Here is a 22322-nt window from a genome sequence, read left to right as displayed (position 1 = left end):
AAGGAAAACTATGTACGAATATTTAAAAGGAATCATTACCAAAATCACTGCTAAATACATTGTTCTTGAAACCAACGGTATCGGTTATATCCTGCATGTGGCTAATCCCTATGCCTACTCAGGTCAGGTCAACCAAGAAACTCAAATTTATGTGCATCAAGTCGTGCGTGAGGACGCTCATCTGCTTTATGGATTTCGCTCAGAAGACGAGAAAAAGCTCTTTCTCAGTCTGATTTCGGTTTCTGGGATTGGTCCTGTATCAGCTCTTGCTATTATCGCTGCCGATGACAATGCTGGCTTGGTTCAAGCCATTGAAACCAAGAATATCACCTACTTGACCAAGTTCCCTAAAATTGGCAAGAAAACAGCCCAGCAGATGGTGCTAGACTTGGAAGGAAAAGTCGTCGTGGCTAGTGATGCCCTTCCTGCTAAGGTCTCAGTGCAAACCAGCGCTGAAAATCAAGAATTGGAAGAAGCTATGGAAGCCATGTTGGCTCTGGGCTACAAGGCAACCGAGCTCAAGAAAATCAAGAAATTCTTTGAAGGAACGACAGATACAGCTGAGAACTATATCAAGTCGGCCCTTAAAATGTTGGTCAAATAGGAGCAGAGCATGACAAAACGTTGTTCGTGGGTCAAGATGACCAATCCGCTCTACATTGCCTATCATGATGAGGAGTGGGGTTATCCCCTCCATGATGATCAAGTATTGTTTGAGTTGTTGTGCATGGAAACCTATCAGGCAGGTCTGTCTTGGGAAACGGTGCTCAACAAACGCCAATCTTTCCGAGAAGCCTTTCATAGCTATCAAATTCAAGCGATCGTAGAGATGACCGACACTGAATTGGAAGACTTGCTGGATAATCCAGCCATCATCCGAAATAGAGCCAAGATTTTTGCTACACGCGCTAACGCCCAAGCCTTTCTACGACTACAGGCAGAATATGGCTCTTTTGATGCCTATCTTTGGTCTTTTGTTGAGGGGAAAACGATTGTTAACGATGTTCCCGATTACCGCCAAGCCCCAGCTAAAACACTCTTATCTGAGAAATTAGCCAAAGATCTCAAAAAACGTGGTTTCAAGTTCACAGGCCCAGTCGCCGTATTGTCATTTTTACAAGCTGCAGGTCTGGTTGATGACCATGAGAATGATTGTGAATGGAAGGGTCTTAAATGATGTCTAACAAATATAAGGGAATTCTGATTTTTGCGATTCTCTATACAGTCCTCTTTGTGTTTGATGGCGTTAAATTGCTGACTTCTTTAATGCCATCTTCCATTGCAAATTATCTAGTTTATGTAGTTTTAGCTCTATATGGCTCCTTCTTGTTCAAGGATAGATTGATCCAACAATGGAAGGAGATTAGAAAGACTAAAAGAAAATTCTTCTTTGGCGTCTTAACAGGATGGCTCTTTCTCATCCTGATGACTGTTTTCTTTGGATTTATATCAGGAATGTTGAGGCAGTTTGTGGGACTAGATGGACAAGGTCTAAATCAGTCTAATATTCAAAGTACCTTTCAAGAACAACCACTACTGATTGCTGTTTTTGCTTGTGTCATTGGACCTTTGGTGGAAGAACTCTTTTTCCGTCAGGTCTTATTGCATTACTTGCAGAAACGGTTGCCAGGTTTACTAAGCATTATTCTGGTAGGACTTGTTTTTGCTCTAACTCATATGCATAGTTTGGCTCTATCAGAGTGGATTGGTGCAGTTGGTTACTTAGGTGGAGGCCTTGCCTTTTCTATTATTTATGTGAAAGAAAAGGAGAATATCTACTATCCCCTACTTGTTCACATGTTAGGCAACAGTCTTTCCTTGATCATTTTAGCTATCAGTAGTATGTGATGAAAATGCCAGTAATGATACTGAGAAAAAGCTGAGAAATTCTTCCCAGCTTTATTTGTTATAGTCAAAGCGAATGACTTGTTCCTGTGCATCTACATGAGCATGGACCCCAAAGGGTACAATTGCTCTTGGAGTTGCGTGGCCGACATTCAGATTATAGATAATCGGGGTATTGCTGTCAATGATATTCAATAGTGCCTCTTTATAGTCGTCATAGAAAGTTTCATCCATAGGTTTTCCGACCAAGAGTCCATTGATGACCTCGAATATGCCAGTGTCCTTTAAAGTCCGCAACATCTTTTTGAAGTCTTCTGGTTCAGGCTTTTCTTCGCTTGTCTCTAGCAAGAGGATCTTTCCTTCCCAGTCTGACAAGTCAGGGAAAAGTTTGTATTTTTGGCAGAGCTCCGTGCTATCTGCGTATCGAGAGTTGTCAAAGATATCGTAGAGGGATTCGAGGCAACCACCGAGGATTTTTCCCTCGAACCGGGCATTTCCTTGCAACAGCTCAAAACCAGTATTTGCATGACTGATACGAGGTGTTCCCAGAGCCTTGGGACTAAAATCAGTTCGTTCCTCATACCAAACATTGCTAGGGCGGATTTCTGAGATTCTTCCCGTCTCAATCAATTCTTTAAAGTAGTGAAGGCTATAGGCTAGCATTTCTTTGTCTAATTCACAAATGTCTGCTAAGAAGGATTGACCATAAAAAGTTTTGATTCCTAGTTTATGCAACATGAGATGGTTCATGGTTGTATCCGAGAAGCCAAGAAAAATTTTTTGTTTGATAACCTTTTGTAGTTGGTCATTTTCAAAAAGATAAGGTAGCAAGCGATAGGTATCGTCTCCACCGATGGCGCATAGGATTATGTCGATGCTATCATCAGAAAAGGCATGAATCAAATCCTCTGCACGAGCTTCAGGATGGTTCTTGATAAAGTCTAATCCTTTTAGCGAATGGGGCAAAACGATAGGATTGAGTCCCAGGTCCTTGAGACGTTGGACACCCAAGTCCACTTCGTGTTTGACAAAGTCCTCTCCGATAATGCCACTAGATAAACTAACAATACCAATAGTAGAAATCATATTTTATCCTCCTAGAAATAGATTGAACCTATTTTATCACAAAAGATTAGATAGAGCTATGTGGGATGTCAGAAGAATACTTTAAAATCAAAAAAGTAAGTGAAAAAGCAACCGCATCTGCAGTTGCTTTTATGATTCTTCTTAATAGCGTGTTGGTCCTGCACTTGCGCTGCGGATGTTCAAGCGTTTCTTGAGATAGAAGCGAAGGGCTAGGAGGGCTGCTCCAATAATAGCCAGTGGCAATGGAGCAAGTACTGGGTTAAGGCTAGCTGGTAGGAAGCTTGTTGCAAAGAAGACAAGCAACCAAAGGAACATAGAAGCTAGGATAACCAGTACAGATTTCCAGAAAGGTGGGCGTTGACTGCGGTCCATATCTGGTCCATAATATTGGTAAACAAAGTAGTACATCAAGTAGAAGGCAAATCCACCAACCAGTCCAACTAGCAGGAGAGTGACAAATCCATAGCCGAAAGCTTGATCTGCCGCAAAGAAAGTTGTGAGGGCGCTGACGAGGGCAAAGAGGCTAGTGATGAAAAGAGCTGAGTCCATAATCATGAGTTTTGGATCATCATTTTCTTTTGGATGCTCTTTTTCATATTGTTCCTTGACAGTGAAACTATGAGCCCAATGGGTCGGTGCGCCATAGAGGGAACGAGCAGTCGTACCCTTGGCTTGCTCTTCAAGGATTTGGGGAATAACTTCCTCAAAAATAGCCTTGATTTCAGCGTCTGTTTTTCCATCTTTGATGAATTGTTGGGTAGCGATGTGGACAAACTCTTGGTTTTTCTTGGTTAATTTTTGTAGATCAATCTGAGACATAGGAACTCCTCTTAGAACCATTTTTTATGGATGAGATAGAGAGTGAGCGAGACACTCATAGCAAAGGCGATAAAGACGATTAACCAAAAAGCATTTGGCTCTCCGTTTAGGGGGATTTCATTATCCTTAAAGTTCATCCCGTAGGCAGAAAAGACCATGGTTGGGATGGACATGACGATGGTCACAAGGGCCAAGGTTTTCATGATGTTGTTCTGGTTGTTGGAAATGATAGAGGCGAAGGTCTCTGTCATAGAATGCAAGACGTTTCCATAAATGTCTGCCATCTCGATGGCCTGTTGGGTTTCAATCAGGGTATCTTCAAGCAGGTCTTCGTCCTCAAGGTATTTCTTGATATTGCTGGTTGAGCTGGTCAATTTCTTAATCACACGCTCATTTGTTTTGAGGGAAGCCTTGAAATAGACGATAGTTTTTTCCAATTCCATGAGCTCAATCAATTCTTCATTACGAGTTGATTGATGCAGTTGACTTTCGATTTGTTCACTCTTACGGTCAATCGAACGAAGGGCTGTTAGGTAAAGCTCTGCATTGCGATAAAGAATCTGGAAGATAAAACGTGAGCGCATGAAGGTATAGAAATTACGCAATCGACGGTTGATAAAGACATCGAGGACTGGTAATGGTTCCAAACACGTAGTGATAATGGTTTCCTCAGTGATGATGATACCAAGCGGGATGGTTACGTAGTAGGTGCGGTTATTTCTTTCTTCTGTGACCGGCACGTCAACGATAATCAGGGTGTACTCGTCTTCAATGGTAATACGAGACATTTCTTCCGCATCGAGCGGTGCTCGAAGGTCGGCAATATCGATATCGAAGGCGTTAGCGATTTCGAGTGATTCATTTTGAGTCGGATTGACGAGATTGATCCAAGTACCCGGTTCAAGTGTATCGATCTCTTTAAATTCAGTTGTTGTAGAGAGAAAAACTTGTTTCATATCCCTTATCCTTTCTCATTTTTCAGATTTTTTCACACCGTACTATTATACTACAAAATCGGCCTTTTGGGTAATAGAATCTCACTTTTTTTGGTATAATGGTAAGCAATAATGAACTAGAAAGAACAAAGATGCAAGATAAAATTGTCATTCATGGGGCGCGTGCCCATAATTTAAAAAATATTGATGTGGAGATTCCGCGAGACAAGCTGGTTGTCGTGACTGGCTTGTCAGGCTCAGGAAAATCCAGTCTGGCCTTTGATACCCTCTATGCGGAGGGTCAACGTCGCTATGTGGAGAGTTTGTCAGCCTACGCTCGTCAATTCTTGGGGAATATGGAGAAGCCTGATGTAGATGCTATTGATGGTCTCAGCCCAGCTATTTCTATCGACCAGAAAACGACTAGTAAAAACCCTCGCTCGACGGTTGGAACCACGACTGAAATCAATGACTATCTGCGTCTCCTCTACGCACGTGTGGGGACGCCTTACTGTATCAACGGGCATGGAGCTATCAAGGCCTCTTCTGTGGAGCAGATTGTTGATAAGGTTTTGGAACTGCCAGAACGCCAGCGCTTGCAGATTTTGGCCCCTGTCATCCGCAAGAAAAAAGGTCAACATAAGAGTGTCATTGAGAAGGTTCAGAAAGACGGTTATGTCCGTGTCCGTGTGGATGGGGAAGTCTATGATGTGACAGAAGTGCCAGAGTTGTCTAAGAGCAAGCAACACAATATTGATGTCGTGGTTGACCGTATCGTTATCAAGGAGGGCATTCGTAGCCGTCTCTTTGATTCCATTGAGGCTGCCCTTCGTATTGCAGAAGGTTATGTCATTATCGACACTATGGACGACTCTGAGTTGTTGTTCTCTGAGCATTATGCCTGTCCAGTTTGTGGCTTTACTGTTTCAGAGTTAGAGCCACGTCTCTTCTCATTCAATGCTCCTTTTGGTTCTTGTAGTGAGTGTGATGGCTTGGGTATCAAGCTGGAGGTGGATACTGATTTGGTAGTGCCAGATGCCAGCAAAACGCTACGTGAGGGGGCGCTAGCACCTTGGAATCCTATCTCATCCAACTACTATCCAAACATGTTAGAGCAGGCCATGACAGCCTTTGGAGTGGATCTGGATAAGCCTTTTGAAGACTTGTCAGAAGAAGATAAGAACTTGATTCTCTATGGATCTGATGGTAAGGAATTCCATTTCCACTATGAGAATGAATTTGGTGGCGTGCGCGATATTGGCATTCCTTTTGAGGGAGTTGTTAATAATATCAAACGTCGCTACCATGAAACTAATAGTGACTACACCCGCACCCAGATGCGCCTTTACATGAATGAGCTGACCTGCGGAACCTGTCACGGCTATCGTCTTAATGACCAGGCTTTGTCTGTTCGTGTGGGTGGCGAGCAAGGACCACATATCGGAGAAATTTCAGACCTATCTATCGCTGACCACTTGGACTTGGTGAGCCAGTTAACCTTGTCTGAAAATGAAGCCATCATTGCTCGTCCTATTCTCAAGGAAATCAAGGACCGTTTGACCTTCCTTAATAACGTGGGTCTTAACTATCTGACTCTGTCTCGTTCGGCAGGAACCCTTTCAGGTGGGGAAAGTCAGCGTATTCGTTTGGCAACCCAGATTGGTTCTAACCTATCAGGTGTCCTCTATATCCTAGACGAGCCGTCAATCGGTCTTCACCAGAGGGATAATGACCGTCTGATTGCCAGTCTCAAAAAGATGCGTGACTTGGGCAATACTCTCATAGTAGTGGAACATGACGAAGATACCATGCGTGAGGCGGATTATCTGATTGATGTTGGTCCCGGTGCCGGTGTTTTTGGTGGGGAGATTGTCGCCGCAGGTACGCCCAAGCAGGTGGCTCGCAACAGCAAGTCTATCACAGGCCAGTACTTGTCAGGCAAACGTGCCATTCCAGTACCAGACGAGCGCCGTGTAGGAAATGGTCGTTTTATCGAAGTGACAGGAGCGCGTGAGAACAACCTGCAAAATGTCACAGCTTGCTTTCCACTAGGAAAATTCATCGCAGTGACAGGGGTATCAGGTTCAGGGAAATCGACCCTAATCAATAGCATTCTCAAAAAAGCTATTGCCCAGAAGCTCAACCGTAATTCAGACAAACCTGGTAAATTCAAGACCATAACAGGGATTGAGCATGTAGACCGCTTGATTGACATTGACCAGAGCCCTATCGGACGAACACCGAGGTCCAACCCAGCTACCTATACAGGAGTTTTTGACGATATACGTGACCTCTTTGCTCAGACAAATGAAGCCAAGATTCGAGGCTACAAGAAAGGGCGTTTCAGTTTCAACGTCAAGGGTGGTCGCTGTGAAGCCTGCTCAGGTGACGGGATCATCAAGATTGAGATGCACTTCTTGCCAGATGTTTATGTGGCTTGTGAAGTCTGCCACGGAACCCGCTACAACAGTGAAACCCTAGAAGTTCACTATAAGGAAAAGAATATCTCGCAGGTCTTGGATATGACCGTCAACGATGCAGTGGACTTCTTCCAACATATTCCAAAGATTCAACGTAAACTTCAGACTATCAAGGATGTGGGACTGGGCTATGTAACGCTAGGGCAACCAGCTACCACCCTTTCTGGGGGAGAAGCTCAGCGTATGAAGTTGGCTAGCGAACTTCACAAACGCTCGACAGGAAAATCTTTCTACATTTTGGATGAGCCGACGACAGGGCTTCATACCGAGGATATCGCTCGCTTGCTTAAGGTTTTAGCTCGCTTTGTTGACGATGGCAATACAGTCCTTGTCATTGAGCACAATCTAGACGTTATCAAGACAGCAGACCATATTATTGACTTGGGACCTGAAGGTGGTGTCGGTGGTGGAACCATCATCGCAACAGGAACTCCAGAAGAAGTAGCGGCCAATGAAGCCAGCTACACAGGACATTATTTGAAAGGAAAGTTACATCATGAATAAACGTGTACAAGCATTTCTAGCTAAAATGCAAGAAAAAGAACTAGATGGTATCATCATCAATAACCTTAAAAACGTCTATTACCTGACTGGTTTTTGGGGCTCAAACGGAACAGTCTTTATCAGCCGTGATCGTCAGGTCTTGGTGACGGATTCTCGCTATATTATCGCAGCTAAGCAAGAAACCAGTGGCTTTGAGATTGTGGCTGACCGTGATGAATTGGCTGTCATTGCAGGAATTGTTAAGGACATGGGCTTGTCTCGAATCGGTTTTGAGGATGAGATTTCGGTTTCTTATTATTACCGTATGCAGGCAATCTTTGAAGGAATTGACTTGCTTCCACAGACTCAGTTTGTTGAAAGTCTTCGAATGATTAAGGATGAAGTGGAGATTGCAGCTATTCGCAAGGCTTGTTCTATCTCAGACCAAGCTTTCCGCGACGCGCTTGACTTTATTAAGCCAGGAAAGACTGAGATTGAGATTGCCAACTTCCTTGACTTCCGCATGCGTGAGTTGGGAGCATCTGGCTTATCTTTTGACACCATTCTAGCTAGCGGTATCAACTCTTCTAAACCCCATGCCCATCCTATGCACAAACCAGTTGAACTAGGAGAAGCCATTACTATGGACTTCGGTTGCCTTTATGACCACTATGTCAGTGATATGACACGGACTATCTATCTGGGGCATGTCAGCGACGAGCAGGCAGAGATTTACAATACGGTTCTCAAAGCGAACCAAGCCTTGATTGATCAAGCCAAGGCAGGCTTAGGCTTCCGTGACTTTGACAAAATCCCTCGTGATATTATCATTGAGGCAGGTTATGGCGACTACTTTACCCACGGTATCGGACACGGTATTGGGCTGGATATTCATGAGGAACCATACTTTAGCCAAACATCTACAGAAACTATTAAGGCGGGTATGGCCTTGACCGATGAACCAGGTATCTATATCGAAGGCAAATATGGCGTTCGTATCGAGGATGATATCTTGATTACAGAGACAGGTTGTGAATTATTGACCCTAGCTCCAAAAGAGTTGATAGTCATTTAGTTATTTGTCAAGAAAAAAGTACGAAAATGACGAAAAAAGTCAAAAAAATTTAAAAATAGGTCGCAAGTCGGATGTTTTTTATGGTATAATAGACTAAACTGATAGTAACATGTAGCGAAAGGGGTAGGTACATGATTAAAATTTATACAGTCTCAAGTTGTACTAGCTGTAAAAAAGCAAAAACCTGGCTCAATGCCCACCAGTTAAGTTATAAAGAACAAAACCTTGGTAAAGAAGGAATTACGAGAGAAGAGTTACTGGATATTCTAACCAAAACAGACAATGGAATAGCCAGCATTGTTTCATCTAAAAATCGCTATGCCAAAGCCCTTGGAGTGGATATTGAAGATTTGAGCGTCAATGAAGTCCTCAATCTGATTATGGAAACGCCGAGAATTTTAAAGAGCCCAATCCTTGTAGATGAAAAACGCCTACAAGTTGGCTATAAGGAAGACGATATTCGTGCCTTCCTACCACGCTCTGTCCGTAATGTAGAAAATGCAGAAGCACGTTTGCGTGCAGCTCTATAAACATCAAGGCTGGGAGTGCTTCCTAGCCTTGTTTGCTCTTTTAATTCAAAAATGATGTGAGGAATTATGAAAAAAATACTAATTACAAGTTTTGCACTACTTTTCCTGCTTGCTGGATGTGGGCAAAAAAAAGCGACAACTGCATCCTCTAGTAGTGAATCTGAAACATTACAGTCAACGTTACCTGTCCTAGAGAATGCCGAGAAGAATACAGTTGTGACCAAAACTTTGATCTTGCCAAAGTCAGATGATGGCAGTCAGCAGATTCAAACGGTTACATATAAAGGAAAACAATTTTTAAGTTTGACTATTATTCAAAAAAGACCAGTTACCGATGAATTGAAGACTTTTGTAACTGAGCATGGTGTAGAGGCTACTCAAAAAGCACTCATTGAAGCTGAAGGTAAAGATACCTCGATTCAGGAAGCACGCAAGTTGCTAGGTTTTACACTTGAGACTAAGCTACTAAGTGAAACAGAAATTCAAACAACAACTACTTATGATTTTCAGGTTTTAGATATCAAAAAAGCTTCACAGGTTGAATATCTAAAGAATATTGGCTTGGAAAATCTTTTGAAAAATGAACCGAGTCAATATGTAGCAGACAGATTGGCAAATGGCGCGACAGAACAGTAGAAAATCCAAATAAATAGACTGCCTGAATTGTAGAACGTAAGGAATTATGCTATAATGGTACTATTCTAAGGAAAGAGGGTGTTAGAATGGGATTTACTGAAGAAACAGTACGTTTTAAATTGGACGATTCCAATAAAAAAGAAATTAGCGAAACTCTGACTGATGTTTATGCTTCGTTGAACGATAAGGGCTACAACCCAATTAACCAAATCGTAGGTTACGTATTGAGTGGAGACCCTGCCTACGTTCCTCGTTATAATAATGCACGAAATCAAATCCGTAAGTATGAGCGTGATGAAATCGTTGAGGAATTGGTCCGCTACTACCTAAAAGGACAAGGAGTCGATCTATAACCTATGAGAATTATGGGATTGGACGTCGGTTCAAAAACGGTAGGGGTGGCCATTAGCGATCCGCTCGGTTTTACAGCTCAAGGACTTGAAATCATCCAAATCAATGAGGAACAAGGCCAATTTGGTTTTGACCGCGTTAAAGAGTTGGTTGATACTTACAAGGTGGAACGATTTGTAGTGGGCTTGCCTAAAAATATGAATAATACAAGCGGACCGCGCGTGGAAGCTAGTCAAGCCTACGGAGCAAAGTTAGAAGAGCTTTTTGGTTTACCAGTAGACTATCAAGATGAACGCTTGACAACAGTTGCCGCAGAGCGCATGTTGATCGAGCAAGCAGATATTAGCCGTAACAAGCGCAAGAAAGTCATTGATAAGTTAGCAGCTCAGCTGATTTTACAAAGCTATTTAGATAGAAAATTTTAATATAAAGGAGAGGCTATGTCACACGATCATAACCACGACCACGAAGAACGTGAACTAATCACACTAGTAGATGATCAAGGAAATGAAACCTTGTTTGAAATCCTTTTGACCATTGACGGAAAAGAAGAATTTGGTAAAAACTATGTTCTTCTAGTACCAGTTAACGCAGAAGAAGACGAAGACGGACAAGTTGAAATTCAAGCTTACTCATTCATTGAAAACGAAGATGGAACAGAAGGCGAATTGCAACCAATCCCAGAAGACTCAGAAGACGAATGGAATATGATTGAAGAAGTCTTTAACAGCTTTATGGAGGAGTAAAAACATCCAGTGGATGTTTTTACCCCAGATCTTTGAAATAAAAAAGAGCTGGTAAGTCCGGGGGCGTTTTTAGCCCAAGTTAATATTCATAGTAGCTAGTTATTAGCTAACCAGGTTAGAGGTCGGGACGAAAATCCTGGCCTTGTTTTTATTAGTCATCGTGCTTTGTCGCGGTAGTTGGTTGGGCACTTGTCAAGGAGATGTATATGTTTGAAGTAGAAGAATGGCTTCACAGTCGGATTGGTTTGAATTTTCGATCAGGTTTGGGCCGAATGCAACAAGCGGTTGATTTGTTAGGAAATCCCGAAAAGTCTTACCCTATTATCCACGTCACTGGGACTAATGGGAAAGGTTCTACCATTGCTTTTATGAGGGAGTTATTTATGGGGCATGGCAAAAAAGTTGCGACCTTTACCTCCCCTCATATCCTCTCTATCAATGACCGAATCTGCATTAATGGGCAACCAATAGCTGATGCAGACTTCATCCGTTTGGCTAATCAGGTCAAGGAGATGGAGAAAACGCTTCTGCAAACCCATGACCAGTTGTCCTTTTTTGAATTACTGACCTTGATTGCTTTTCTCTATTTTAGAGAGCAAGCGGTGGATTTGCTTTTACTAGAAGTGGGAATTGGTGGTTTACTAGACACGACCAATGTGGTAACTGGAGAGATTGCTGTCGTCACCTCCATCGGACTTGACCATCAGGAGACTCTGGGTGACAGTATAGCAGCAATTGCAGAGCAGAAAGCTGGTATTTTTAAGGCTGGTAAAAAGGCAGTGATTGCTAAGTTGCCTTCAGAAGCTATGCTTGTTTGTCAGAAAAAAGCAGACTCTTTAGCTGTTGACCTTTATCAGGCAGGTCAGGATTTTTCAATGCTGAATGGGGATTTTTCAAGCTCTTTGGCTAACCTTTCACAGTTGAAAATAGGCTTGGAAGGAGCTTATCAGCAGGAAAATGCGGCCTTGGCGCTACAAACGTTTCTTCTCTTTATGAGAGAAGGAAAGGAAGCTGTTGATGAACAGGTTGTAAGACAGGCTTTGGAGAAGACCCATTGGGCTGGGCGTTTGGAGCGTATTCGTCCTCAAATTTACTTGGACGGTGCTCATAACCTCCCTGCCTTGACTCGCTTGGTTGAATTTACTAAAGAAAAAGAGCAGGAAGGATATCGTCCTCAAATCCTATTTGGAGCCTTGAAAAGGAAGGATTATCAAGGGATGTTGGCTTATCTGACTGAAAAATTGCCTCAGGTGGAACTCAAGGTGACCGGATTTGACTATCAAGGTTCTTTGGATGAAACAGATGTAACAGGTTACGATGTAATTCCTTCTTATCGCGAATTTATCAGCAGTTTCGAAGAAAGAGCAGACACTCAAGACTTGTTATTCATTACAGGGTCTCTCTATTTTATCTCAGAAGTACGGGCCTACTTGCTGGCCCATGAGCAGATAAATTGACCTCCTTTTTTGAACTTGTTATACTAGGAAAACTACTAGTTAGAAGGAAAAACTTCTGTAAATTGGTAGCAGAAAGGAAATTCATCATGAAATTAAAAAGATTCACACTTTCTCTTGCTTCTCTAGCAAGTCTTAGTCTCTTAGTAGCTTGTTCACAAAGAGCTCAACAAGTTCAACAACCAGTAGCTCAATCGCAAACACAACAAACTCAGCAATCACAACCTGCTGCTTCATCTTCGGCAGAAAATTCAAACCAGGCAGCGACAAGTTCTTCACAAAATACGCCTGAGGCTCAACCAACCAATATTGATGGAACTTATACTGGTCAGGACGAAGGAGACCGTATCACTTTAGTGGTAACTGGAACAACTGGTACATGGACACAGGTAGAAACTGACGGAGATCAAGAAATCAAGCAGGTTAGCTTCGATGCCGCTAATCAACGCATGATTATTGGGGATGATGCCAAGATTTATGCAATTAATGGCAATCAGATGATTATTGACGATAGGGATAGAGAAGCGTCTGATCGCATTGTTTTATCAAAATAGACTGGAAGGAGACTGGTTTTGTCAGTCTCTTTTGCTTTTACTCAGAAAAATGATTATAAATACTTGCCTTCTACCGAATACCTGCGTTATACTAGTATTAATTACCTGTTTTTAGCATTCATACTCTTCGAAAATCTCTTCAAACCACGTCAGCTTCCATCTGCAACCTCAAAACAGTGTTTTGAGCAACCTGCGACTAGCTTCCTAGTTTGCTCTTTGCTTTTCATTGAGTATCAAAATATCAAGGAGGGGATATGAAATATAGAAAATTTCAATTATTGATGTCCAAGTATGGCTTTAGTCTTTCGATTATGCTACTTGAACTTTGTCTTGTTTTTGGTGTATTTCTCTATCTGGGACGAATGGCGCCTATTATCTGGATTATTCTTGTTGTTTTAGTGAGTTTAGCGACTATTGTATCGATTGTCAATCGTTCTATGAATCCCGAGAGTAAGGTAACATGGCTTTTAGTAGCCTTTGTTCCAGTGTTTGGACCATTGCTATATATCATGTTTGGAGAACGTCGTTTGTCCAAGAAAGAAATGAAGCAACTGGAACAATTGCAATCCATGGTTCATCGTGAGGATAACAGTAGAGCTTTGCGTTTGGAATTAAAGGAACAAGACAAATCTGCTTACGGAGTCATCAAATCACTCCTCAGTATGGATACAAATGCAGATGTATATGATCAAACAGATACGAAGTTTTTTGCTTCTGGAGAAAGTATGTGGCAACAGATGCTGGAGGATCTTAAGAAAGCTGAAAAGTTTATCTTTCTAGAGTACTATATTGTCGAAGAAGGTTTGATGTGGAATAGTATTTTAGAGATTTTGGAAGAAAAAGTCGCCCAAGGTGTAGAAGTGAAAATGCTTTATGATGACATTGGTTGTATGGCAACATTACCTGGTGATTATACTATTCAGCTTCGGGGAAGAGGGATTGAGGCCCATAAGTTTAACAAGGTAATTCCTCGTTTGACAGTTGCTTATAACAATCGTGATCACCGTAAAATCTTAATTATTGATGGTCAGATTGCTTATACTGGTGGTATTAACCTTGCAGATGAGTATATCAATCATGTAGAGAGATTTGGATATTGGAAGGATAGTGGTATCCGTTTAGATGGTTTAGCGGTCAAGGCTTTAACAAGACTCTTTTTAGCAACTTGGTATATAAATCGTGGGGAAATTAGTGATTTCGATCAATATCACCTTGAGAATCAACCGAGAGATGGTCAAGGGTTTTGTATACCATATAGTAGCGGACCTAAACCCATTTACCGAGCTCAGGTGGGAAAAACTGTTTATCAGAATCTCATCAATCAGGCGACAGATTATATCTATATTACGACCCCTTATCTTATCATTGACTATGATTTGACTGAAAGTATTAAAAATGCTTCCCTGAGAGGAGTAGATGTGCGAATTGTTACACCTTATATTCCAGATAAGAAAGTAATCCAATTAGTCACTAGAGGAGCGTACTTAGATCTGCTTTCGGCAGGAGTCCGCATTTACGAATACAGTCCAGGTTTCCTTCACAGTAAACAAATGATCGTTGATGGCGAGGTAGCAACCGTTGGGACTATCAATTTTGATTATCGTAGTCTGGTTCATCACTATGAAAATGCAGTGTTGTTATATCGAACCCAATCAATTCTAGATATTGCGGAGGATTTTAGAGGAATTCTCCAAGTTTCACGAGAAATCAATTCCTACACCATTAAACCAAAGTGGTATCAAACTCTTATCAAAGAAATTGTCCAGTTATTTGCACCCATGCTTTAAAAACAAAAAGATTTGACCTTGAGTTAAATCTTTTTATATGGTTAAGGGAGACTTTCAATTCGGGAGGCTAGATTGTTTTTGTAGCATCAAACGAATCGCTATTCTAGATAGGATATAAGGTAAATACCCAATCCCGGGCTGACATTCCGGTAAGATTTTGATATACTAAAACAGATAAACTTGGAGGAAAAACGAATGAATGTATATGGAAAAAAAGATGAGAGCTATGAAGAATCTCGTTACCCAGATTGGACATTACCAGAAAAAAAGGAAACTCTGCTTCCGCTTTTTAGTATTTTGATTGGAAGCTTGATTGCAACAGTGATTTCTGTTGTCCTACCTTTTATTTTTGATTTAATGAGCCCTCAACAGACTCAGGACCTTTATATTGGATGGGCCTTGCATCAAACTGGTCAGATTTATACAGACTACTTTGGGACTAGTGGCTTGCTTTATTATTTAGTAGCTTATCTTTTGAAGGGGAGTGTTTTAATTTCTCTTGTGGAATGGTTGGCTCTGTTTGGGGCAGGTATTTTCCTTTTTAAAGCAGCAGATACTCTTACCGACCAGAGTGAGCAGGCTAGGCAAGTTGTGTTTGTATTTTATCTCCTCGTTGCAGGACTTGGTTTTGGCGGAGGTTATGCCCTTTTCCTAGTATTACCATTTTTATTTTACTCTTTGCACATTGTGACGCAGTATTTGTCTTATCCGGATAGTGATAAAGGATTTTTGCGACTTGGAATGAGTTTTGCTCTAGCATTCTTCCTTGCTCCATTGCCTACAGCTTTATTTGTAGCTACGATTGCCTTGGCATTGCTCGGTTTTAATGTCGCGGAGCATCGATTTGTTCATGGATTGTATCAATTTTTTGCAGCTGCTCTTGGATTTTCTATTGTCTTTTATCCTTTAGGTTATTTTACGGTCTTGCAAGGAAGTTTTGGTGATGCGATTAGTCAAACTTTTTACCCCTTAAATGCAGTGAGTCTGTTTGCAAATAATCTTTTGGTTGAAAATGCAATTTTCTACGGATTGCTTGCTATTGGGGTTGGTTCTCTCACTCTTCTCTTTAAGGGCTTATTCCAATTAAAACCAGCCAAGCAATATTCATTATCACTTTTTGCTAGTTTAGGATTGCTGTTTGTGTTGTCTATGTTGATTTTATCTAAAGAGTCAGCGTATGGTTCACGTTTAGTCCTGCTGATTCCATTCCTGACATTACTCCTTATAACAGAAATTAAGGGTAAGGATAGAGTGAATCGTCGCCGGAGAAATGATGGCGATGGTTCTTTCCTAAAAAGCAATTTATATTTACCGCTTGTTGCAATAGCTTATTTATTGCTTCTACCAGTTTTGAGTCGTTATGTTTTTCATCCATCAGCATATCAAGAAAGAGCCCGTCTTGCGAGTGTCGTCAAAAAGGAAACGAGTGTTGAAGATCGTGTATATGCGTGGGATAACCGTCCCGAGTTTTATCTAGAAAGTGAACGTCTAGCACCAAGTTCTTTATTGATCCCAACTCTCTATACTGCAAGCGATGAGAATAAAACCAAGCTTATGAATGACCTGAAGGAGAATCAACCGAAGATGATTATGGTTAATCAACAGGTGGCTTTGTGGTCAGATGTAGAGACTTTGCTTAGTGAAAAATATGAACTTGTTAAGACGGATACGAACGAATTCAAACTATATAAATTAAAATAACCAAATCAATATCTTGTGTATTTTTAAAAATTTTAGGATTTTTAACACAAGATATTGATTTTTCTTTTTAGAGTGGTATAATACTTTTTAGAAAGAACATTTTAGAAAAGAGCATGCATATGATTGCACTAGAAGAAAAAATTACAATTTTGCCAACTCTCTTCGTTGAGAAACGAGATGGGAGACGTGTTGTATTTGATGTGGACAAGATTGACAAGGCTCTCCACAAGGCGGCAGACAAGGTTATGGATGTGACACCCTTAGTCGAAAAGCGCCTAAATGCTCTGACCGAGCGAATTGTCACAGAAATTCATAGTCGCTTTCCACAGGGGGTTAAGATTTACGAAATTCAAAATATCGTAGAACATGAACTGCTTGAAGCCAAAGAATATGCGCTGGCTGAGGAGTATATTACTTATCGGACACAAAGGGATTTTGAGCGCTCAAAAGCGACAGATATTAACTTTAGTATCCATAAGCTTCTTAACAAAGACCAGGCAGTTGTCAATGAAAATGCTAATAAAGACAGTGATGTCTTTAACACTCAGCGTGATTTGACAGCAGGGATTGTTGGGAAATCAATCGGACTGCAAATGCTTCCTAAGCACGTAGCCAATGCCCACCAAAAGGGGGATATCCACTATCACGATTTGGACTACAGTCCCTACACCCCTATGACCAACTGCTGTTTGATTGATTTTAAAGGTATGTTGGAAAATGGTTTTAAGATTGGAAATGCAGAGGTAGAAAGTCCCAAGTCTATCCAGACTGCGACAGCTCAGATTTCTCAAATTATCGCCAACGTTGCTTCTAGCCAGTACGGTGGCTGTTCAGCTGACCGTATCGATGAAGTTTTGGCGCCTTACGCAGAGAAGAATTATCAAAAACACCTTAAGGATGCGGAAGAGTGGGTCTTACCTGACAAACGGGAAGATTACGCTTGGAAGAAAACACAAAAAGACATCTATGATGCCATGCAATCTCTCGAGTATGAAATTAATACTCTCTTCACTTCAAATGGACAAACACCTTTTACTTCGCTCGGTTTTGGTTTAGGAACTAGTCGTTTTGAACGAGAAATTCAAAAAGCTATTTTGACTATTCGTATCAAGGGTCTTGGTTCAGAACATCGTACGGCTATCTTCCCTAAACTGATTTTTACTCTGAAAAGAGGTCTTAACTTGGAAGAAGGGACTCCCAACTACGACATTAAGCAGTTGGCTCTTGAGTGTGCAACCAAGCGGATGTACCCAGACGTCTTGTCTTACGATAAGATTGTTGACTTGACAGGTTCTTTTAAGGTGCCTATGGGTTGCCGTTCCTTTCTCCAAGGGTGGAAGGATGAGAATGGTGTAGAAGTCAATTCAGGCCGTATGAATCTGGGTGTTGTGACAGTTAACCTGCCTCGTATTGCTCTTGAGTCTGAGGGCGACATGAATAAGTTCTGGGAAATCTTCAACGAGCGAATGAACATTGCGGAAGATGCTCTGGTTTATCGTGTCGAACGAACCAAGGAAGCAACACCAGCAAATGCTCCTATCCTGTATCAATACGGTGCTTTTGGTCATCGTCTAGGTAAAGAAGAAAGTGTTGACCAGCTCTTTAAGAATCGTCGTGCCACAGTTTCGCTAGGCTATATCGGTTTGTATGAAGTAGCGACAGTTTTCTTTGGTAATAGCTGGGAACACAATCCAGCCGCCAAGGAATTCACGCTGGATATCATTCGTGATATGAAACGCCGTGTAGAAGAGTGGTCAGACCAATATGGTTATCATTTCTCAATTTATTCAACACCATCTGAAAGTTTGACAGACCGTTTCTGCCGACTAGATACAGAGAAGTTTGGCTCTATTCCTGACATCACAGACAAGGAATACTACACCAATTCTTTCCATTATGATGTTCGTAAAAATCCAACACCGTTTGAAAAATTAGACTTTGAGAAAGTCTATCCAGAAGCAGGTGCGTCAGGTGGTTTTATCCATTATTGTGAGTATCCAGTCCTTCAGCAAAATCCTAAGGCTCTGGAAGCTGTTTGGGACTATGCCTACGACCGTGTAGGTTATCTAGGCACTAATACTCCGATTGACCGTTGCTACAAGTGTGACTTTGAAGGGGATTTTGAACCAACTGAAAGAGGATTTGCTTGTCCAAACTGTGGCAATAGCGACCCTAAAACAGTAGATGTGGTCAAACGAACTTGTGGCTATCTAGGTAATCCTCAAGCAAGACCTATGGTCAACGGCCGTCACAAGGAAATCGCAGCGCGTGTCAAACACATGAATGGCTCAACGATTAAAATAGCTGGTCATCAAGTAACCAATTAGAAAGAAATGAGATGGGAAAATATCAATTAGACGATAAGGGGCGCGCACAAGTGACCCGTTATCACGAGAAACACTCTAAAGGTGGAGCTGGTAAGAAAGAACGTTTGCTCAACCTCAGAGAACAATTTTTAAACAAGAACAAGAAAAAATAAAAGTGAGAGTCAACTCTCGCTTTTCTCTTAGTGGGAGGTAAGGATGGAACTACGCAGACCAAGATTAGCAGATAAAGAAACAGTTTTAGAGATGATGGCAGAGTTTGAAAAGAGCCAATCAGCCCATGACGGAGGATTTTGGGATACAGAGAACTTTGTGTATGAAGAGTGGTTGGAAAGCAATCAGAATCAGGAAATGGGAATTAAGCTGCCTGAAGGGTGGGTTCCCGCAATTCAGTTAGTAGCTTTTTCTGTGAAAGATAGAGCAATTGGATTTCTTAATCTCCGGTTGCGCCTCAGTAACTTTCTACTAGAAGAAGGTGGCCACATTGGCTACTCCATTCGTCCATCAGAAAGAGGCAAGGGTTATGCTAAGGAAACTCTCCGTCAGGGCTTGCAAGTTGCTAAGGAAAAGAATATCAAGAGAACTCTTGTGACCTGTAGCGTAAATAATCCTGCTAGCAGAGCAGTCATTTTAGCAAATGGTGGGCTCCTTGAGGATGTTCGTAATGGTGTGGAGCGTTATTGGATAGAGGTAGTGAATGAATAATCCTAAACCACAAGAATGGAAAAGCGAAGAACTCAGTCAAGGGCGGATTATTGATTACAAGGCCTTTAACTTTGTAGATGGAGAGGGTGTGCGTAACTCTCTCTATGTATCAGGCTGCATGTTTCACTGCGAGGGATGTTATAATGTAGCGACTTGGTCTTTCAAGGCAGGAATTCCCTATACAGCAGAATTAGAAGAACAGATCATGGCTGATCTTGCTCAACCCTATGTTCAAGGCTTGACTTTGCTGGGAGGGGAGCCTTTTCTCAATACTGGGATTCTTTTGCCACTCGTTAAGCGGATTCGGAAGGAATTGCCAGATAAGGATATCTGGTCCTGGACGGGCTATACATGGGAAGAAATGATGTTGGAAACTCCAGATAAACTGGAACTATTGTCGCTAATTGACATCCTTGTCGATGGACGGTATGACCGAACTAAGAGAAATCTCATGCTCCAGTTTCGAGGTTCGTCCAACCAACGAATTATCGATGTGCAAAAATCTCTCAAAAGTGGGCAGGTAGTGATTTGGGATAAGCTTAATGACGGAAAAGAAAGCTATGAACAGGTGAAGAGAGAGTAACTTTCTTCTATAAAGAATAGTTAAATAAATGACCTATAAAAAAGAAAACAGTTTCATTGTAAAAAAACGAAAAAACAGCAACAAATCCCTTGCAATCGCAGGGGCTTTGTGTTATTCTATTATGGTGCTGTAAATTACAGCCTTAGCTTTGATGCAAGAGGTTGCGACACGCTCGGTTGCATTGCCACGCAACACCGCGTCGGTTTTCTTGTGGAGCTAGCCTATTATCTTAAATAGACGAAAAGGAGAAAAAGATGGCAAACAAAAAAATCCGTATCCGTTTGAAAGCTTACGAACACCGTACGCTTGACACAGCGGCTGCAAAAATCGTAGAATCAGCTACTCGTACAGGTGCACAAGTTGCGGGTCCAATCCCACTTCCAACTGAACGTAGCCTCTACACAATCATTCGTGCGACTCACAAATATAAAGACTCTCGCGAACAATTTGAAATGCGTACACACAAACGTTTGATCGATATCGTTAACCCAACTCAAAAAACAGTTGATGCTTTGATGAAATTGGATCTTCCAAGTGGTGTAAACGTAGAAATCAAACTTTAATCTAAAGCTTGATACCTTGAGCATAAAAAACGCTCGTTAAAAACTTTTTGAATAAAAAATATAGAAAAGGAACTATTTTCTCATGACAAAAGGAATCTTAGGGAAAAAAGTGGGAATGACTCAAATCTTCACTGAAGCTGGCGAATTGATCCCTGTAACAGTTATTGAAGCAACTCCAAACGTTGTTCTTCAAGTTAAAACTGTTGAAACAGACGGATACAACGCTATCCAAGTTGGTTTCGATGACAAACGCGAAGTATTGAGCAACAAACCTGCTAAAGGACATGTAGCGAAAGCTAACACGGCTCCTAAGCGCTTCATTCGTGAATTCAAAAACGTTGAAGGCTTGGAAGTTGGTGCTGAAATCACAGTTGAAACATTCGCAGCTGGAGACGTTGTTGACGTAACTGGTACTTCTAAAGGTAAAGGTTTCCAAGGTGTTATCAAACGCCACGGACAATCACGTGGACCAATGGCTCACGGTTCTCGTTACCACCGTCGTCCAGGTTCTATGGGACCTGTTGCACCTAACCGCGTATTCAAAGGTAAAAACCTTGCAGGACGTATGGGTGGCGACCGCGTAACAATTCAAAACCTTGAAGTTGTACAAGTTGTTCCAGAAAAGAACGTTATCCTTATCAAAGGTAACGTACCAGGTGCTAAGAAATCTCTTATCACTATCAAGTCAGCAGTTAAAGCTGGTAAATAATAAGGAAAGGGGAATACAGTCAAAATGGCAAATGTAACATTATTCGACCAAACTGGTAAACAAGCGGGCGAAGTTGTTCTTAATGATGCAATCTTTGGTATCGAACCAAATGAATCTGTTGTGTTTGATGTGATCATCAGCCAACGTGCTAGCCTTCGTCAAGGAACTCACGCAGTTAAAAACCGCTCAGCTGTTTCAGGTGGCGGACGCAAACCATGGCGTCAAAAAGGAACTGGACGTGCTCGTCAAGGTTCTATCCGCTCTCCACAATGGCGTGGTGGTGGAATCGTCTTCGGACCAACTCCACGTAGCTATGCGTACAAACTTCCTCAAAAAGTTCGTCGCCTTGCGCTTAAATCTGTTTACTCAGAAAAAGTTGCTGAAAATAAATTTGTAGCCGTTGATTCTCTTGAATTTACAGCTCCAAAAACTGCTGAATTTGCAAAAGTTCTTGCAGCTTTGAGCATCGATTCTAAAGTCCTTGTTATTCTTGAAGAAGGAAACGAATTCGCAGCTCTCTCAGCTCGTAACCTTCCAAACGTGAAAGTTGCGACTGCTACAACTGCAAGTGTTCTTGACATCGCAAATAGTGACAAACTTCTTGTTACTCAAGCAGCTATCTCTAAAATCGAGGAGGTTCTTGCATAATGAATTTGTATGATGTTATCAAAAAACCTGTAATCACTGAAAGCTCAATGGCTCAACTTGAAGCAGGAAAATATGTATTTGAAGTTGACACTCGTGCACACAAACTTTTGATCAAGCAAGCTGTTGAAGCTGCTTTCGAAGGTGTTAAAGTTGCTAATGTTAACACAATCAACGTAAAACCAAAAGCTAAACGTGTTGGACGTTACACTGGTTTTACTAACAAAACTAAAAAAGCTATCATCACACTTACAGCTGATTCTAAAGCAATCGAGTTGTTTGCTGCTGAAGCTGAATAATCTAAGGAGGAA

The 22322-nt window shown here is 41.5% G+C and carries 25 protein-coding genes; 22 read left to right on the top strand and 3 right to left on the bottom strand.

Annotated elements, in window-relative coordinates:
• The first annotated feature begins 10 nt into the window (after positions 1–10).
• The 3 genes from ruvA to M594_RS09335 are packed head-to-tail and all read left to right on the top strand — an operon-like array spanning position 11 to position 1848.
• A complete protein-coding gene (gene ruvA / locus M594_RS09345; protein ID WP_153210261.1) occupies positions 11–604 on the top strand; it encodes a Holliday junction branch migration protein RuvA in 594 nt (197 codons plus the stop codon).
• Positions 605–613: 9 nt separating this feature from the next.
• A complete protein-coding gene (locus tag M594_RS09340; RefSeq protein ID WP_153210262.1) occupies positions 614–1177 on the top strand; it encodes a DNA-3-methyladenine glycosylase I in 564 nt (187 codons plus the stop codon).
• Positions 1174–1848 (top strand): CPBP family intramembrane glutamic endopeptidase, encoded by a 675-nt coding sequence (locus M594_RS09335; protein ID WP_153210263.1) that lies wholly within the window; start codon positions 1174–1176, stop codon positions 1846–1848. The genes M594_RS09340 and M594_RS09335 overlap by 4 nt, the downstream gene beginning before the upstream one ends.
• Positions 1849–1899: 51 nt before the next feature.
• Here the strand turns inward: M594_RS09335 and M594_RS09330 are convergent, their stop codons facing one another.
• The 3 genes from M594_RS09330 to M594_RS09320 form a co-directional block, all read right to left on the bottom strand.
• Positions 1900–2931 carry a S66 family peptidase gene (locus M594_RS09330; RefSeq protein ID WP_173876644.1) on the bottom strand — a complete coding sequence of 344 codons (1032 nt, stop codon included), beginning with the start codon at positions 2929–2931 and terminating at the stop codon, positions 1900–1902.
• Between the two features lie 141 nt (positions 2932–3072).
• Positions 3073–3750, bottom strand: coding sequence for a DUF1129 domain-containing protein (locus tag M594_RS09325; protein WP_000078011.1), 678 nt, complete (start codon positions 3748–3750; stop codon positions 3073–3075).
• An 11-nt stretch (positions 3751–3761) separates the two neighbouring features.
• Entirely contained in the window at positions 3762–4706 is a 945-nt protein-coding gene (locus M594_RS09320; protein WP_000815623.1) for a magnesium transporter CorA family protein, read from the bottom strand.
• 131 nt (positions 4707–4837) lie between these two features.
• On the opposite strand from M594_RS09320, the gene uvrA reads away from it, so the two are divergent.
• The 19 genes from uvrA to M594_RS09225 all read left to right on the top strand — a co-directional run bounded on the left by uvrA (position 4838) and on the right by M594_RS09225 (position 22310).
• Entirely contained in the window at positions 4838–7669 is a 2832-nt protein-coding gene (gene uvrA / locus M594_RS09315) for an excinuclease ABC subunit UvrA (RefSeq protein ID WP_173876643.1), read from the top strand.
• On the top strand, positions 7662–8723 hold the full coding sequence (locus M594_RS09310) for a M24 family metallopeptidase (protein WP_173876642.1): 1062 nt from the start codon (positions 7662–7664) through the stop codon (positions 8721–8723). Before uvrA ends, M594_RS09310 begins: the two co-directional genes overlap by 8 nt.
• A 131-nt stretch (positions 8724–8854) precedes the next feature.
• Entirely contained in the window at positions 8855–9253 is a 399-nt protein-coding gene (gene spx / locus M594_RS09305; RefSeq protein WP_000591165.1) for a transcriptional regulator Spx, read from the top strand.
• 66 nt (positions 9254–9319) lie between these two features.
• The gene (locus M594_RS09300; RefSeq protein ID WP_173876641.1) at positions 9320–9889 is read left to right on the top strand and encodes an SP0191 family lipoprotein; all 570 of its coding nucleotides are present in this window, start codon (positions 9320–9322) and stop codon (positions 9887–9889) included.
• A gap of 86 nt (positions 9890–9975) precedes the next feature.
• A complete protein-coding gene (locus M594_RS09295) occupies positions 9976–10242 on the top strand; it encodes an IreB family regulatory phosphoprotein (RefSeq protein WP_000507059.1) in 267 nt (88 codons plus the stop codon).
• A gap of 3 nt (positions 10243–10245) precedes the next feature.
• Complete coding sequence (gene ruvX, locus M594_RS09290) at positions 10246–10665, top strand: Holliday junction resolvase RuvX (RefSeq protein ID WP_173876640.1); 420 nt, start codon at positions 10246–10248, stop codon at positions 10663–10665.
• A 15-nt stretch (positions 10666–10680) separates the two neighbouring features.
• Positions 10681–10986 carry a DUF1292 domain-containing protein gene (locus M594_RS09285; RefSeq protein ID WP_054368305.1) on the top strand — a complete coding sequence of 102 codons (306 nt, stop codon included), beginning with the start codon at positions 10681–10683 and terminating at the stop codon, positions 10984–10986.
• Positions 10987–11192: 206 nt separating this feature from the next.
• A complete protein-coding gene (locus tag M594_RS09280; RefSeq protein ID WP_173876639.1) occupies positions 11193–12443 on the top strand; it encodes a folylpolyglutamate synthase/dihydrofolate synthase family protein in 1251 nt (416 codons plus the stop codon).
• A gap of 86 nt (positions 12444–12529) precedes the next feature.
• Positions 12530–12994, top strand: coding sequence for an SP_0198 family lipoprotein (locus M594_RS09275; RefSeq protein ID WP_023946810.1), 465 nt, complete (start codon positions 12530–12532; stop codon positions 12992–12994).
• 254 nt (positions 12995–13248) lie between these two features.
• A complete protein-coding gene (gene cls, locus M594_RS09270; RefSeq protein WP_124787527.1) occupies positions 13249–14781 on the top strand; it encodes a cardiolipin synthase in 1533 nt (510 codons plus the stop codon).
• A 195-nt stretch (positions 14782–14976) separates the two neighbouring features.
• The gene (locus tag M594_RS09265; RefSeq protein WP_173876638.1) at positions 14977–16482 is read left to right on the top strand and encodes a damage-inducible protein CinA; all 1506 of its coding nucleotides are present in this window, start codon (positions 14977–14979) and stop codon (positions 16480–16482) included.
• Between the two features lie 119 nt (positions 16483–16601).
• Positions 16602–18809, top strand: a complete 2208-nt coding sequence (nrdD, locus tag M594_RS09260; protein WP_173876637.1) for an anaerobic ribonucleoside-triphosphate reductase — start codon at positions 16602–16604, stop codon at positions 18807–18809.
• 11 nt (positions 18810–18820) lie between these two features.
• Positions 18821–18961 carry a hypothetical protein gene (locus M594_RS09255; protein WP_000521618.1) on the top strand — a complete coding sequence of 47 codons (141 nt, stop codon included), beginning with the start codon at positions 18821–18823 and terminating at the stop codon, positions 18959–18961.
• A gap of 43 nt (positions 18962–19004) precedes the next feature.
• Positions 19005–19511 (top strand): GNAT family N-acetyltransferase, encoded by a 507-nt coding sequence (locus M594_RS09250; RefSeq protein ID WP_173876636.1) that lies wholly within the window; start codon positions 19005–19007, stop codon positions 19509–19511.
• Positions 19504–20094 (top strand): anaerobic ribonucleoside-triphosphate reductase activating protein, encoded by a 591-nt coding sequence (gene nrdG, locus M594_RS09245; protein ID WP_084926325.1) that lies wholly within the window; start codon positions 19504–19506, stop codon positions 20092–20094. The genes M594_RS09250 and nrdG overlap by 8 nt, the downstream gene beginning before the upstream one ends.
• Before the next feature lie 254 nt (positions 20095–20348).
• Positions 20349–20657, top strand: a complete 309-nt coding sequence (gene rpsJ, locus M594_RS09240) for a 30S ribosomal protein S10 (protein WP_001284513.1) — start codon at positions 20349–20351, stop codon at positions 20655–20657.
• A gap of 82 nt (positions 20658–20739) precedes the next feature.
• The gene (gene rplC, locus M594_RS09235) at positions 20740–21366 is read left to right on the top strand and encodes a 50S ribosomal protein L3 (RefSeq protein ID WP_000160197.1); all 627 of its coding nucleotides are present in this window, start codon (positions 20740–20742) and stop codon (positions 21364–21366) included.
• 24 nt (positions 21367–21390) lie between these two features.
• Complete coding sequence (rplD, locus tag M594_RS09230) at positions 21391–22014, top strand: 50S ribosomal protein L4 (RefSeq protein WP_000024547.1); 624 nt, start codon at positions 21391–21393, stop codon at positions 22012–22014.
• Positions 22014–22310: a 50S ribosomal protein L23 gene (locus tag M594_RS09225; RefSeq protein ID WP_001055347.1), complete on the top strand. Its 297-nt coding sequence runs from the start codon at positions 22014–22016 to the stop codon at positions 22308–22310. Before rplD ends, M594_RS09225 begins: the two co-directional genes overlap by 1 nt.
• Positions 22311–22322 lie beyond the last annotated feature (12 nt).

The sequence above is a fragment of the Streptococcus mitis genome (assembly GCF_013305725.1).
GTDB classification, from domain to species: Bacteria; Bacillota; Bacilli; order Lactobacillales; family Streptococcaceae; genus Streptococcus; species Streptococcus mitis_BO.
Note: the sequence above shows the minus strand (reverse complement) of the source record. Positions and strands in the feature narration are given on the sequence as shown.